Raw genomic sequence first — 12320 nt, 5'->3', positions numbered from 1 at the left:
CACAACCCCGTAGGCGTCGGGATCGGCGACGCTGCGGGGGTCAGTCGCGCAGGGGCTCGGTGACGGGCTCCGCCTGCGGGGCCGGTTCAGCCGCCCCAAGCGCTTCCTCTACTTCCACGTCTGCCTCCGCCGGTGCTTGGGGCGTCCAGCGCAGCCGTGCGCGGTGCGCGCCGTAGGCCACCAGCAGTGCCAGGGCGGCGCCCAGCAGGCTGTTGTAGAGGCGCACCTCCGGCAGGTGCCAGTCGTGGGCCAGGCTCTCGGCCAGCAGCACGAAGCACAGCGTGGTCTGCGCCACGAACAGGCCGTAGTGCTGGGCGATGAAGGCACGGCTGAGCACGATCAGCGGCAGCATCGCCGTCACCAGCCAACCCGGGCTTTCCAGCCAGTGACCGAACAGGATCAGCGCCAGCGCCGCCGCCAGGCTGCCGAGGCTGCGCTGGATGGCCCGCACCAGGCTGCCGTCCAGCTCCATCTGCAACGTCGTCACCACCGTCAGCGTCAGCCAGTAGCCTCGCGGCAGGCCGCTGAGGTTGGCCGCCAGGCCCGCCAGGGCCACCGCCAGGGTGCAGGCCAGGGCGTGGATCCACCACAGCCGTTGTGGCAAGCGCCCGGCGTGCCGGCCGAACACCTTGATGAACCCGCCCAGGCGCGGCAGCACCGGCCACAGGCGCAGGCCGTGGGCGCCCCGCAGGAAGAACGCCAGCAGCATCACCCACAGCCCGCCGATGGCGAACAGCGCCCCCACCGCCAGGCCGTTGTGCAGGTTGCCGCTGCCGGCCTGGCCCTGGCCGAGGCACAGGCACACCGCCAGCCCGACCCCCAGCTTGCCCAGCTCCGTGCCGTAGCGCTGCAGCACCGCCAGCAGGAAGCCCCACAGGGCGAAGGTGCCGAGGCTGGCCAGGGGATGGCTGGCGGCCCAGAAGCCGATGCCTGCGCTGAGGGCGCCGAGCAGCGTGAGCAGCAGCATGCGCAGCATGCCGAAGCGATGCATCGGGTTGGCCAGCGCCGCCTGGAAGGCCCCGGTGGCGGCCCAGAGGAAGCCCGTGTGCGCGGTGAACAGGCCGAGCAGCAGCGGCAGGCCGCAGCCCAGGCCGGCGATGGCCGCCGGGCCCCAGGCCGGAGGGCCGGCGTGCCAGTGGAAGCTCTGCCTGATCGCCTGACGCACGGAGGCTCCCTAGACCGGGCTCGAACGGCCGGTCATCTCCCGGGCCATTTCGGTGGCGTAGCTGTCGGTCATGCCGGCGATGAAATCCAGCACCCGCAGGAAGGAGCGGTACAGCGGCCAGCCCGGGTTGGGGGCGTTGTTGCCCAACAGGTCTAGGATGCGCCGGTTCTTGAAGGACGGTGTACGCCCGCCATGCTGCTCCAGCGCTGCGCCGCAGAAGGCGTTGAGGAGGATTTCCAGGGTGGTGTAGGCGCCGATCTCGTGCAGCGTCTTGCGCTTGTCCTGGAAGATGCGTTCGCGGGCGATGGCCTTGGCGCGCAGCACGCAACGCTTGGCCGGACCGTCCATGTGCTCCACCAGGTCGCCGTGCAGGGTGCCGGCGAGCAGGGCGTCCTGCTGTTCGACGAAGGCCCGCGCGGCGGCGTTGGTCAGGTGCTCGATGGCCTTGCCACGCAGGATCGCCAGCTTGCGCCGGCGCGAGTCGTGGGGGCCGAGCTGGCGGTAGGTTTCCGGCAGGTCGTCGCCCACCAGGCCCAGCAGCACGGCCTCCACCTCGGCGTAGTCCAGCAGCTCCATCTCCAGGCCGTCTTCCAGGTCGATGAGGGCGTAGCAGATGTCGTCGGCCGCCTCCATCAGGTAGACCAGCGGGTGGCGCGCCCAACGCTGCGGTTCCAGCTGCGGCATGCCGAGCTTCTGGGTGATCTGCTCCATCAGCGGCAGTTCGCTCTGGTAGCAGCCGAACTTGTGCTTCTTGTAGCCCAGCGCCTCGGCGTGCTGCGAGGTCCAGGGGTACTTGAGGTACGCGCCGAGGGTGGCGTAGGTCAGGCGCGTGCCGCCGTCGAACTGGTGGTACTCCAGCTGGGTGAGCACGCGGAAGCCCTGGGCATTGCCCTCGAAGCTGAGGAAGTCGGCGCGCTCGACGTCGCTCATCGCATCCAGCCAGCCGCGCCCGGCCGCCTGCTGGAACCAGTGGCGGATGGCGTCCTCGCCGGAGTGGCCGAACGGCGGGTTGCCGATGTCGTGGGCCAGGCAGGCGGACTGCACGATCACCCCCAGGTCCGAGGGTTCGCACCAGTCCGGCAGCGCCTCGCGCAGCACCTCGCCCACGCGCATGCCCAGGGAGCGGCCGACGCAGCCCACCTCCAGGGAGTGGGTCAGGCGGGTGTGGATGTGGTCGTTGCTGGAGACCGGGTGCACCTGGGTCTTGCGGCCCAGGCGGCGGAAGGCGCCGGAGAAGATGATGCGGTCGTGATCCTTGTGGAACGGGCTGCGGCCCAGCTCCTCGGTGCTGTGCACCGGCTTGCCGAGCCGTTCCCGGGTAAGCAGTGTCTGCCAGTCCAATGCCTGTCCTCGCCTTCAGTGGCTCAATGGGAGGCTAGCTTCCCGGTTAAGCCCGGGCGAGGCAAGTGGACCTTGGGACGGCTGCGGGAGTTCCGCGCCTGGCTCAGAGCCCGGCGGCGTCGATGTCCACCAGCAGCAGGCGGCGGCCGTTGTCGATGAACTGGCCGGCGGTCAGGCAGTACTGGTTGGTGGTGGCGTCGCGGTAGGTGGTGGAGAGCGTCAGGCGACGCTCCTCCCAGCCCTCGGCCAGCAACTGGTAGAAGTACGGCCGCCAGGACCAGTTATGGCCCTGGTAACGGGCGTCCTCCCGCCACACGCCCTGGTGCCATTCCAGGTTGGGGGTCAGCTGGGTGCCGGTGCGATCGCACTGGTAGATGCGCAGTAGCCAGGGGAACTCGGCGGGGTTCGGCAGCGCCTGGTGGCTGCCGTCGGCCTCGGCCCAGGTCTTCAGCTGGTTCATCAAGCGGTTCAGTTGCTGGCGCATGTCCATCAGTTGCGAGCGCTCGGCCAGCTTGCGTTTCACGTAGCGATCGCGCAGCTCGGCGAAGCGCGCGACGAAGGCATCCGCCGGGAAGAACGCCAGGTGCGGCGCGGCGAACAGATAGCCCTGCACGTAGCGGGCGCCGCACTCCAGGGCGAAGTCCAGCTCGGCCTCGGTCTCCACGCCCTCGGCGATGATCCAGCAGCCGGTCTTCTCCGCCATCTGCGCCAGCGCCTTCACCACCTCGCCGCTCGGCCCACCCCGGGCGGCGGCCTGGAACAGCTGCATGTCCAGCTTGAGGATGTCCGGCTGCAACGCCAGCACCCGGTCGAGCTGCGAATAGCCCGCGCCGAAATCATCGATGGCGATACGTGCACCGGCCTCGCGGTAGCGCGCCACCACGTCCGGCAGGCGCTGGCTGGCGCCGCCCAGTTCGGTGATCTCGAAGACGATGCGTTCTGGGCTCACGCCGTTGCGCTGCAGCTGCTTGAGGCTGGGCAGGGCCTGGCCGGGGCGCAGTCGGCTGATCCAGCGGGGCGAGATGTTGAGGCTGAGGAACCAGTCGGCCGGCGCTTCGTGCAGGCGGCGCAGGGCGTCCTCGCGGATCTCCCGGTCCAGCCGGCGCAGGGCGGCGGGCGGGATGCGCGGGTCGACGAACAGCGGGCCCACCGAACGCAGGGTGGCGTCCTCCAGGCGCAGCCGCCCCAGGGCCTCGATCCCTGCGATCCGGCCAGTGGCGGTATCGATGAAGGGCTGGAAAGAGGCGAGTGGTTGCCCCTCGATCACGGGCGGCTCCTTGTTGTAATGACCCCAGGGTCCGCGCAAGCCAGCGCGGGAACGACGGGCGATGCCCGGACCGTTCCATTAGCAAGAACGTGGCCAGTTTGTCCGACGATCAGGGGCGGGGCGGGCGGTCCACGGCCTGGCTGTGTTGCTTCCACAGGGCGCCCAGCAGCGGTAGCAGGGTGCCACCCAGCCGGACCCAGCGCGCCAGCGAGCCGCCGCGGGCCGCGAAGAAACCCAGCGCGGCGATGCCGGCAATGCCCCAGAGTGGTGCGTGCCCCTGGCCCAGGGGATGCTGCAGGCCTTGCGCCAGGCCCTTCACCCGGCGCAGGGGCCGGGTGATCACCTGGGCTTCGTGGCGGATCTCCTGGCGGTGCATCTCCAGGCGCAGGCGGACCAGCGCCTTGCGCAGTTCACGGCGGGAGGAGGGCAGGGGCGGCTGGGTCATGGCAGCAGGCGCTCGCGGTCAAGGGCCAGCTCTTCGAGGGTGCCGGCGAAGGGGGAGGCTTCGTCGTCCACGGCCTGCTTCAGGCGCCAGGCGCAGTAGACGGTGAGCAGCCCGTAGAACAGGCAGAGCCCACCGATGGCCTGCAGGCGCCAGGCGTCCCAGCACAGCACCAGGACCAGCGCCGACAGGCTCATCAGCAGCAGCAGGGCGAAGACCAGCGCCAGCCCGGCGAACAGCAGCAGGCGCAGGCTGTTGGCCTTCTGCTCCTGCAGCTCGATGCCGAACAGCTCCACATGGCTGTGCAGCAGCCCCAGCACGGCCGCGCCGAGGCGGCGCGGCGACGGGCCGGGCTCGCCGGCCTCGGGGTTGGGCGCGTCCGCCTGCATGTCAGCGACGGTTGGCCAGCAGGCCGAGCAGGAAGCCGACCCCGGCGGCAAGGCCGATGGTCTGCCACGGGTGCTCCTGCACGTAGCCCTCGGTGGCGGCGACGGCGGCCTTGCCCTTGTCCACCAGGCGTTCTTCCGCGAGGTTCAGGGTTTCCCGGGCGCGCTTGAGGGAATCGTGGATCTGCAGGCGGAGGTCCTCGGCCTGCTCGCCGGCCAGGCTCGCGGTGTGCTGCAGCAGTTTCTCGGTGTCGCCGACGAGGGCCTGGAATTCGGCGATCAGGTCATCCTGGGCGCGGGAGGCGTTGTTGCGGGGCATGGCGGTTCTCCTTGAAAGGCTCAGGAGTTCTGAGTCCTGCCTGGCGCAAAGGGTTCAGGGGAAATTTGCCCGGCCGTCCGCCAACACCCGTCGTGCCTTGGTATGCGGCTTGCTTTGCCCTGGTGCGCCCGGCTGGAAAACGCCCCGTTATCGAGCGGCAAGGCGGCCTGCCGAGGTGCACGCTTGATTGGTCAAGCGACTGATAAATAAAGAAAAAGTCATGAGTCAGCTGATGCTTCACACTGCCTTTCGCCCCGTTGCGGGGCATCGCCAGGGAGCGGTCCCCGGTGGGGTGGCATCAGTCTGGTGCGCTGTGATGGTGCTGTGACCTTTCTTGGTGCCCTTTCAATGCCGGAGAGCCCCCTCTCGATGGAAAACCTCAACAGCGCCGTGCAAACCCTGATCCACGGCTCCAATACCCTGTTCATCCTGATGGGTGCGGTCATGGTCCTGGCCATGCACGCCGGCTTTGCCTTCCTCGAAGTCGGCACCGTGCGGCAGAAGAACCAGGTCAACGCCCTGTCGAAGATCCTCTCGGACTTCGCCGTCTCCACCCTGGCCTACTTCTTCATCGGCTACTGGGTGGCCTACGGGGTCAACTTCCTGCAGCCGGCCGCCGTCCTGGCGGAGGACCACGGCTACGCGCTGGTGAAGTTCTTCTTCCTGCTGACCTTCGCCGCCGCCATCCCCGCGATCATCTCCGGCGGCATCGCCGAGCGCGCCAAGTTCGGTCCGCAGCTGTGCGCCACCGCGCTGATCGTCGCCTTCGTCTACCCCTTCTTCGAAGGGCTGATCTGGAACGGCAACTTCGGCCTGCAGGACTGGCTGAAAGCCAGCTTCGGCGCCAGCTTCCATGACTTCGCCGGCTCGGTGGTGGTGCATGCCGTGGGCGGCTGGCTGGCCTTCGGCGCGGTGCTGCTGCTGGGCCGCCGCGATGGCCGCTACCGCGACGGCCGGCTGATCGCCTTCGCCCCGTCGAACATCCCGTTCCTGGCCCTCGGCTCGTGGATCCTCATCGTCGGCTGGTTCGGCTTCAACGTCATGAGCGCCCAGACCTTGCAGGGCGTCAGCGGCTTGGTGGCGGTCAACTCGCTGATGGCCATGGTGGGCGGCACGGCGGCCTCGCTGCTGGTGGGCCGCAACGACCCCGGCTTCCTGCACAACGGGCCGCTGGCCGGCCTGGTGGCGGTGTGCGCCGGCTCCGACCTGATGCACCCGGTGGGCGCCCTGGCCACCGGCGCCATCGCCGGTGGGCTGTTCGTCTGGGCCTTCACCGCCACCCAGGTGAAATGGAAGATCGACGACGTCCTCGGCGTCTGGCCCCTGCACGGCCTGTGCGGCGCCTGGGGCGGTATCGCCTGCGGCGTCTTCGGCCAGCAGGCCCTGGGCGGCCTCGGCGGCGTCAGCCTCGCCAGCCAGTTCATCGGCACCGCGCTGGGCCTGGTGGTGGCGCTGGTGGGGGGCTTCGCCGTGTATGGCCTGCTGAAGAAGACCCTGGGCATCCGCCTCAGCCAGGAGCAGGAGTATTACGGCGCTGACCTGTCGATCCACCGCATCGGCGCCACCAGCCAGGATTGACCCCGGCAGCGGGCACGGAGAGGCGCACCTGTGCGCCTCTTTTCGTTTGCGGGGCGCTCCGCCCGTAGCCTGGGCTTCAGCCCAGGAAGCCGGTGCAGCCATTCCCGGACTGAAGTCCGGGCTACGGGGGCGCTCAGGTGGCGCAGGGGGATCGCACTCCACCGATCCACTCCCGCCGCCGCACCGGGCGCCTCGGATTGATGCGGTTCGCCGAGCTCACCGCATCCTACGGCTGCTCCATTCGTAGGATGGGCTGAGCTGTGCGAAGCCCATCGCGCTCCACCGGTCCACCACCGCCGCCGTGCCGGGCGCCTCGGATTGATGCGGTTCGCACAGCTCACCGCATCCTGCGGCGGCTCGGTTCGTAGGATGGGCTGAGCTGTGCGAAGCCCATCGTTGCGGGCTGTGTGCTTAATCGATCCACCGAATGGCTGGTGTACCCGGACATAAAAAAGGGGCCATCCCTGGCCCCTTGCAGAAACGCGTGTGGAGTGACGGTTACTTCTCCCAATCCTGGGGGCAGGCGGTGCAACCTTCCATGTTCACGCCCTGGAACGAGGCGTAGTGCTGGCGGGTGCCGCTAAGGTCGGCGTTCTCCAGGTTGGCGTCGGCGAGCTTGGCCTCCTGCAGGTTGGCGTCGTTGAGGCGGGCGCCCTTGAGGTCGGCGCGGCTGAGGAAGGTCATCTCCAGGTCGGCCGCCTGCAGGTTCACGTCGTGCAGCTTGGCGCCGGAGAGGCGAGCGAATTCCAGGTAGGCACCGGTCAGGTCGGCCCCCTTGAACTGTGCGCCCTGGCCGAACAGGCCCCAGCCCTGGATGGCCATCAGGTGCGCGTCGCTGAGGTCGGCCAGGCGCAGGTTGGTCTGCTGCAGGCTGGCGCGGGTGAGGTTGGCGCCCACCAGCCGGGCTTTCTCCAGGTTGGCCAGGTCGAGGTTGGCATGGCGCAGGTTGGCACCGGCCAGGTTGGCCCCGGACAGGTCGATGCGGCGCAGGTCCAGGTTGCTCAGGTCGGCGTTGGACAGGTTGGCCCCCGGGCAGTGGGCGCCGGGTTCCAGGCGGCAACCGTCGATCACGCGCACGGCGTCGGCATCGCTGTCGTCGGCGGCGGGCTGGGTGGGTTCGGGCTGGGCCCAGGCGAGGCCGAAGACCAGCATGAGCAGGGGAAGGAACATGGGCAGGTAGTTCATGGCAGCTCCCGGAACGAGAACCGGCGCACCCGAGGGCGCGCCGGTGAGGATGGTCAGCGGCTGGCGGTCTTGTTGTCCCAACTGGGCAGCTTGAACACCCAGAAGGAACCGCCCTGGGCGACCGGCTTGGTCAGCTCGGCCATGTCGCCGCCCCACAGGGGCACGGCACCGCCGTAGCCGACGGTCACGCCGATGTACTGCTCGCCATCCTGTTCCCAGGTGATGGGCGGGGAGACGATCCCGCTGCCGGTCTGGAATTTCCACAGCTCCTTGCCGGTCTTCGCATCGAAGGCCTTGAGGAAGCCGTCGCCGGTGCCGGTGAACACCAGGTTGCCCTTGGTGGCCAGCACGCCGGCCCACAGCGGCAGGTGCTCGTTGTGCTCCCACACCACCTTGCCGGTGGTCGGGTCCATGGCTCGCAGGCTGCCGACGTGGTCGTCGTACATGCGCTTGATGCGGAAGCCCATGCCCAGGTAGGCGGAACCCTTCTTGTAGTTCACCTCCTCGGTCCAGTAGTCCTCCTTCCAGTTGTTGGCCGGCACGTAGAACAGGCCGGTGTCCTGGCTGTAGGCCATCGGGTTCCAGTTCTTGCCGCCGAGGAAGGGCGGGGAGACCTCCACCGGCTTGCCGTGCTTCTGGCCCGGCTCGGGCAGCGGCGGACGCTGGCCTTCGTTCTCCACCGGGCGACCGGTCTTCAGGTCGATATGGCTGGCCCAGGTGATGTTGTCGACGAAGGGGAAGGCGTTCTGCAGCTTGCCGTTGGTGCGGTCCACCACATAGAAGAAGCCGTTGCGGTCGGCGTGGGCGGTGGCCTTCACGGTCTTGCCGTCCTTGCCCTTGTAGTCGAACAGCACCAGCTCGTTGTTGCCGGAGAAGTCCCAGGCGTCGTTCGGGGTGTGCTGGTAGAACCACTTCACCTCGCCGGTGCTCGGGTCCACGCCCACCTGGCCGGAGGTGTAGAGGCTGTCGTAGTCGTGGGGGTTGCCGCCCTTGGCGGTGCGCGCCCAGGTGTTCCAGGGGCCTGGGTTGCCGGCGCCGACGATGATGGTGTTGGTCTCGGCGTCGAAGCTGGCGCTCTGCCAGGGGGCGCCGCCGCCGTGGCTCCAGGCTTCCACCTTGCCGGTGGGGGAGTCCTTGTCGTCCGGCCAGGAGGGGGCCTTCACATCGCCGGTGGGGGTGCTGTCCTTGCCGTTCAGGCGGCCCATGTGGCCCTCGACGAAGGGGCGCATCCAGACTTCCTCGCCGGTGTCCGGGTCGCGGGCGAACAGCTGGCCGACCACGCCGAATTCGTCACCGGAGCTGCCGTGGATCAGCAGCACCTTGCCGGTCTTCTGGTCCTTGATGAGGGTCGGCGCGCCGGTCATGGTGTAGCCCGCCGTGTGGTCGCCGAATTTCTTGTTCCACACCACCTTGCCGGTGTCCTTGTTCAGCGCCACCAGGCGGCCGTCCAGGGTGCCGAAGAAGATCTTGTCGCCGAAGATCGCGGCGCCCCGGTTGACCACGTCGCAGCACGGACGGATGTCGGCCGGCAGGCGGTGGTTGTAGACCCACAGGCGCTTGCCGGTCTTGGCGTCCAGCGCGAACACGCGGGAATAGGAAGCGGTGACGTAGATCACCCCGTCACTGACGATGGCCTGGGACTCCTGGCCGCGCTGCTTCTCGTCACCGAAGGAGAAGGACCAGGCCGGCACCAGCTTGAACACGTTCTTGTCGTTCACCTGGGCCAGGGGGCTCCAGCGCTGGGCATTGGTGCCCATGCCGTACTGCAGCACGTCCTTGACCGAGACATGGTCGTTGGCGATGTCTTCCCAGGTGACGTTCTTGGCGAAGGCAGCGCTGGTGGCAGCCAGGCCGCCGGCGAGGAGCAGACCCTTGACGGCGAGGGCCAGCGGGGAGTGGGGGAGCGATCTTGTTGTCATCTTTGTGGTTCCCGTGGTCGTTGAGGACCAGTGCGCCACCTGGCGTCCTGGCGTATCGCATAGTGGAAGCGACCCCCTTGCCGGGATACGGAAAAACTCCCGCGATGGCCGGGAAAAATTCCCAGTCCGGACATGACTTGGACTTGCTGCCAAAGCCTCCCCCGGCACCTCCCCGGGGCCTGCTACCAAGGGAGTAGGGCGCGCCCACCAAAGCAGCATTCGGGGCCCCTGGGGGCCTCCTTACCATCCTCGGCACCACGCTCCAGGCGAGCGTTGCCTTGCCCAGCATCTCGATGAGGATGGAAGTCATGCACAACAACAAGAACACCCTGCGCGGTCTGCTGCTGCTCGCCGGCATGGGCCTGTCCGGCCTGGCCCTGGCCCACGGCGACGTGGTGCCCCAGGCGGTGAACACCGAAGGCCTCGAGCCCCTGGGCAAGGAATGGCGCGAAACCAACCCCTACCGCGCCCCCTACGAGAAGAACGCCCTGGCGGTGGAGATCGGCGCCTCGGCCTACAACCAGAACTGCGCTCGCTGCCATGGCCTGGAAGCCAAGTCCGGCGGCATCGCCCCCGACCTGCGCTACCTGGAGACCGACGCCAGCGGTGACGAGTGGTTCAAGGAGCGGGTGATCAACGGCGCCGTTCGCGATGGGGCCGTGTACATGCCGAAGATGGCCGACTTCCTCAGCCAGGAAGCGCTCTGGGCCATCCGCTCCTACCTGGAAAGCGTCCACGTGGACGAGTGAGCCATGCGCCGCTGGCTGCCACTGGCCCTGGGGGTGTGCCTGAACGTCCAGGCCGCTCCCGATCCGGGCCCGGACCCGGTGCCCTCGGTGATGTGGGCCTACCACCACCAGCGCATCCTCGAAGGTGCCCCCTTCGTCTTCGACTCGCGCGTGGTGCTGCAGGCCCCGCCCTTCGCCGAGGACGCCCGGCAGGTGCCGATCCAGGTCGACGCCCGGGGGCTGCCCGGACCGGTACGGCGGCTGGTGGCCTGGGCCGAGCTCAATCCCATCCCGCGGATCTTCGATTTTCGCCCCGGCGAGCGGGTGCTGCCGGTGGTGGCCGTGCGCATCCGTGTCGAGCAAGCCACCGCCGTGCGGGTTGCCGCGCTCACCGATGACGGTGTCTGGCATGTCGGCTCCGCCTGGGTCGACGCCGCCGGCGGTGGCTGCACCGCGCCCAGCGTGGTGCGCGCCCAGCCGGGCTGGGAGCAGCGCCTCGGGCACATCCAGGGCGCCCGTTTCGCCCACGACGGGGCCAGCCGCCTGCGCCTGCGCATCGACCACCCCATGGACAACGGCCTGGTCGGCGGCGTGCCCGAGTTCTTCCTCAACCAGGCCGAACTGCGCAGCCCCACGGGCGAGGTTCTCGCCAGCCTGGAGCTGTTCCCCGCCGTGGCCGAGAACCCCACCCTCAGCCTGGAGACCCGCACCCCGGAGCCGACCCACCTGTGGCTGCGGGACAACAACGGCAACGAGTTCGAGGCCGACTTCTGAACCGTGCGCTCAAGGAGATAGACGTGCGCCATCACGAGCCCCATCCCCGCGAACCACGGCCCGTGGCCACCCGCCCGGCGATGGGCCTGCTGGTGCTGGTGTTCCTGATCCTGCTGCCGCTGCTGTCCCGTGCCGAGCCGGAATACCCCCTGGAACCCCGGCGCATCGCCGATGACACCTGGCTGCTGGAAGGCAGCACCGAGAACTTCAGCAGCGCCAACGGCGGCAACGTGGTCAACAGCGCCTTCATCGTCACCGATGCCGGTGTGGTGGTGATCGACACCGGCCCCTCGCGGCGCTACGGCGAAAGCCTGCGCCGCGCCATCGCCCGGGTCACCGAGCGCCCGGTGGTGCTGGTGTTCAACACCCACCACCACCCCGACCACGTGCTCGGCAACCAGGCCTTCGCCGACGTGCCCATCGCCGCGCTGCCCGGCACCACCGAACTGCTGCGCCAGCAGGGCGACGCCATGGCCGAGAACATGTACCGCCTGGTGGGCGACTGGATGCGTGGCACCGAAGTGCGCCTGCCGGACCAGGCCGTGCAGGCGGGCACCCGCACCGTTGGCGGCCACCCGCTGCGCCTGCTGGCCCTGCGCGGCCACACCGGGGCGGACCTGGCCATCCTCGACGAGCGCACCGGCGTGCTGTTCGCCGGCGACCTGGTGTTCTACCAGCGTGCCCTCACCACCCCCAACAGCCCGGGGCTGGAAGTCTGGCTCGACGACCTGCGCCAGCTCCAGGCGCTGCCCTGGAAGCACCTGGTGCCCGGCCACGGGCCGGTCACCGAGGACGCCGCCGCCTTCGAGCAGATGCGCGACTACCTGGGCTGGCTCGACGGCCTGCTGCGCGAGGGTGCCGCCCAGGGCGCGGACATGAACGAGCTGATCCGCGCGCCGATTCCCGAGCGCTTCGCCGCCGTCAGCCTCAGCCGCTTCGAGCTGGTGCGCAGCGTCAGCCACCTCTACCCCCGCTACGAACAGGCCGTGCTGCAAGGCGCTACTACCAAATGAGGAGGCCACCGCACCCATGGGCGCATACCGATGGGGGCGGCGTGGCCACTAGCATCCACACACCCCCTGGCCCGTATCGGCGCCAGGCCCCGTCAGGAGAGCCCATCGCATGCGTTACGCACAACCCGGCACCCCCGGCGCCGTCGTTTCCTTCAAGGACCGCTACGGCAACTACATCGGCGGCGAATTCGTGCCCCCGGTCA

13 protein-coding genes are annotated in these 12320 nt (G+C 69.0%); 5 read left to right on the top strand and 8 right to left on the bottom strand.

Going from position 1 to position 12320, the window contains the following annotated elements; genetic code table 11:
* Window positions 1-40: 40 nt before the first annotated feature.
* The 6 genes from BM198_RS07300 to BM198_RS07275 all read right to left on the bottom strand — a co-directional run bounded on the left by BM198_RS07300 (window position 41) and on the right by BM198_RS07275 (window position 4920).
* Entirely contained in the window at window positions 41-1165 is a 1125-nt protein-coding gene (locus BM198_RS07300) for an FUSC family protein (protein ID WP_074968912.1), read from the bottom strand.
* A gap of 9 nt (window positions 1166-1174) precedes the next feature.
* Complete coding sequence (locus BM198_RS07295; protein WP_074968910.1) at window positions 1175-2506, bottom strand: deoxyguanosinetriphosphate triphosphohydrolase; 1332 nt, start codon at window positions 2504-2506, stop codon at window positions 1175-1177.
* Window positions 2507-2609: 103 nt separating this feature from the next.
* A complete protein-coding gene (locus tag BM198_RS07290) occupies window positions 2610-3773 on the bottom strand; it encodes an EAL domain-containing protein (RefSeq protein ID WP_074968908.1) in 1164 nt (387 codons plus the stop codon).
* 109 nt (window positions 3774-3882) lie between these two features.
* The gene (locus BM198_RS30120) at window positions 3883-4218 is read right to left on the bottom strand and encodes a hypothetical protein (RefSeq protein WP_044406092.1); all 336 of its coding nucleotides are present in this window, start codon (window positions 4216-4218) and stop codon (window positions 3883-3885) included.
* A complete protein-coding gene (locus BM198_RS07280) occupies window positions 4215-4604 on the bottom strand; it encodes a phage holin family protein (RefSeq protein WP_044406089.1) in 390 nt (129 codons plus the stop codon). The genes BM198_RS30120 and BM198_RS07280 overlap by 4 nt, the downstream gene beginning before the upstream one ends.
* A 1-nt stretch (window position 4605) precedes the next feature.
* Window positions 4606-4920 carry an ElaB/YgaM/YqjD family protein gene (locus tag BM198_RS07275; RefSeq protein ID WP_044406086.1) on the bottom strand — a complete coding sequence of 105 codons (315 nt, stop codon included), beginning with the start codon at window positions 4918-4920 and terminating at the stop codon, window positions 4606-4608.
* Between the two features lie 369 nt (window positions 4921-5289).
* Here BM198_RS07275 and BM198_RS07270 point away from each other — a divergent pair, with 369 nt between their 5' ends.
* A complete protein-coding gene (locus BM198_RS07270; RefSeq protein ID WP_074968907.1) occupies window positions 5290-6498 on the top strand; it encodes an ammonium transporter in 1209 nt (402 codons plus the stop codon).
* A 498-nt stretch (window positions 6499-6996) separates the two neighbouring features.
* Here the strand turns inward: BM198_RS07270 and BM198_RS07265 are convergent, their stop codons facing one another.
* The gene (locus tag BM198_RS07265; protein WP_074968905.1) at window positions 6997-7683 is read right to left on the bottom strand and encodes a pentapeptide repeat-containing protein; all 687 of its coding nucleotides are present in this window, start codon (window positions 7681-7683) and stop codon (window positions 6997-6999) included.
* 53 nt (window positions 7684-7736) lie between these two features.
* Window positions 7737-9602, bottom strand: a complete 1866-nt coding sequence (exaA, locus tag BM198_RS07260) for a quinoprotein ethanol dehydrogenase (RefSeq protein WP_044406077.1) — start codon at window positions 9600-9602, stop codon at window positions 7737-7739.
* 308 nt (window positions 9603-9910) lie between these two features.
* Here exaA and pedF point away from each other — a divergent pair, with 308 nt between their 5' ends.
* From pedF to BM198_RS30430, 4 genes are all read left to right on the top strand, one after another.
* The gene (gene pedF, locus BM198_RS07255) at window positions 9911-10351 is read left to right on the top strand and encodes a cytochrome c-550 PedF (RefSeq protein WP_044406073.1); all 441 of its coding nucleotides are present in this window, start codon (window positions 9911-9913) and stop codon (window positions 10349-10351) included.
* 3 nt (window positions 10352-10354) lie between these two features.
* Window positions 10355-11104, top strand: coding sequence for a quinoprotein dehydrogenase-associated SoxYZ-like carrier (locus tag BM198_RS07250; protein ID WP_083422351.1), 750 nt, complete (start codon window positions 10355-10357; stop codon window positions 11102-11104).
* A gap of 80 nt (window positions 11105-11184) precedes the next feature.
* A complete protein-coding gene (locus BM198_RS07245) occupies window positions 11185-12117 on the top strand; it encodes a quinoprotein relay system zinc metallohydrolase 1 (RefSeq protein WP_074969247.1) in 933 nt (310 codons plus the stop codon).
* A gap of 109 nt (window positions 12118-12226) precedes the next feature.
* The coding region (locus tag BM198_RS30430) for a hypothetical protein (protein WP_244165684.1) at window positions 12227-12320 on the top strand (94 nt) is incomplete at its 3' end.

The organism is Metapseudomonas otitidis (genome assembly GCF_900111835.1).
Taxonomy (GTDB): Bacteria; Pseudomonadota; Gammaproteobacteria; order Pseudomonadales; family Pseudomonadaceae; genus Metapseudomonas; species Metapseudomonas otitidis.
Note: the sequence above shows the minus strand (reverse complement) of the source record. Positions and strands in the feature narration are given on the sequence as shown.

Bases quoted from the DNA above. Each gene is read 5' to 3' on its own strand.
- BM198_RS07250 (WP_083422351.1), top strand. From the start codon at position 10,355: ATGCGCCGCTGGCTGCCACTGGCCCTGGGGGTGTGCCTGAACGTCCAG.
- pedF (WP_044406073.1), top strand. From the start codon at position 9,911: ATGCACAACAACAAGAACACCCTGCGCGGTCTGCTGCTGCTCGCCGGC.
- BM198_RS07245 (WP_074969247.1), top strand. From the start codon at position 11,185: ATGGGCCTGCTGGTGCTGGTGTTCCTGATCCTGCTGCCGCTGCTGTCC.
- BM198_RS07280 (WP_044406089.1), bottom strand. From the start codon at position 4,604: ATGCAGGCGGACGCGCCCAACCCCGAGGCCGGCGAGCCCGGCCCGTCG.
- BM198_RS07270 (WP_074968907.1), top strand. From the start codon at position 5,290: ATGGAAAACCTCAACAGCGCCGTGCAAACCCTGATCCACGGCTCCAAT.
- BM198_RS07275 (WP_044406086.1), bottom strand. From the start codon at position 4,920: ATGCCCCGCAACAACGCCTCCCGCGCCCAGGATGACCTGATCGCCGAA.
- BM198_RS07265 (WP_074968905.1), bottom strand. From the start codon at position 7,683: ATGAACTACCTGCCCATGTTCCTTCCCCTGCTCATGCTGGTCTTCGGC.
- exaA (WP_044406077.1), bottom strand. From the start codon at position 9,602: ATGACAACAAGATCGCTCCCCCACTCCCCGCTGGCCCTCGCCGTCAAG.
- BM198_RS30120 (WP_044406092.1), bottom strand. From the start codon at position 4,218: ATGACCCAGCCGCCCCTGCCCTCCTCCCGCCGTGAACTGCGCAAGGCG.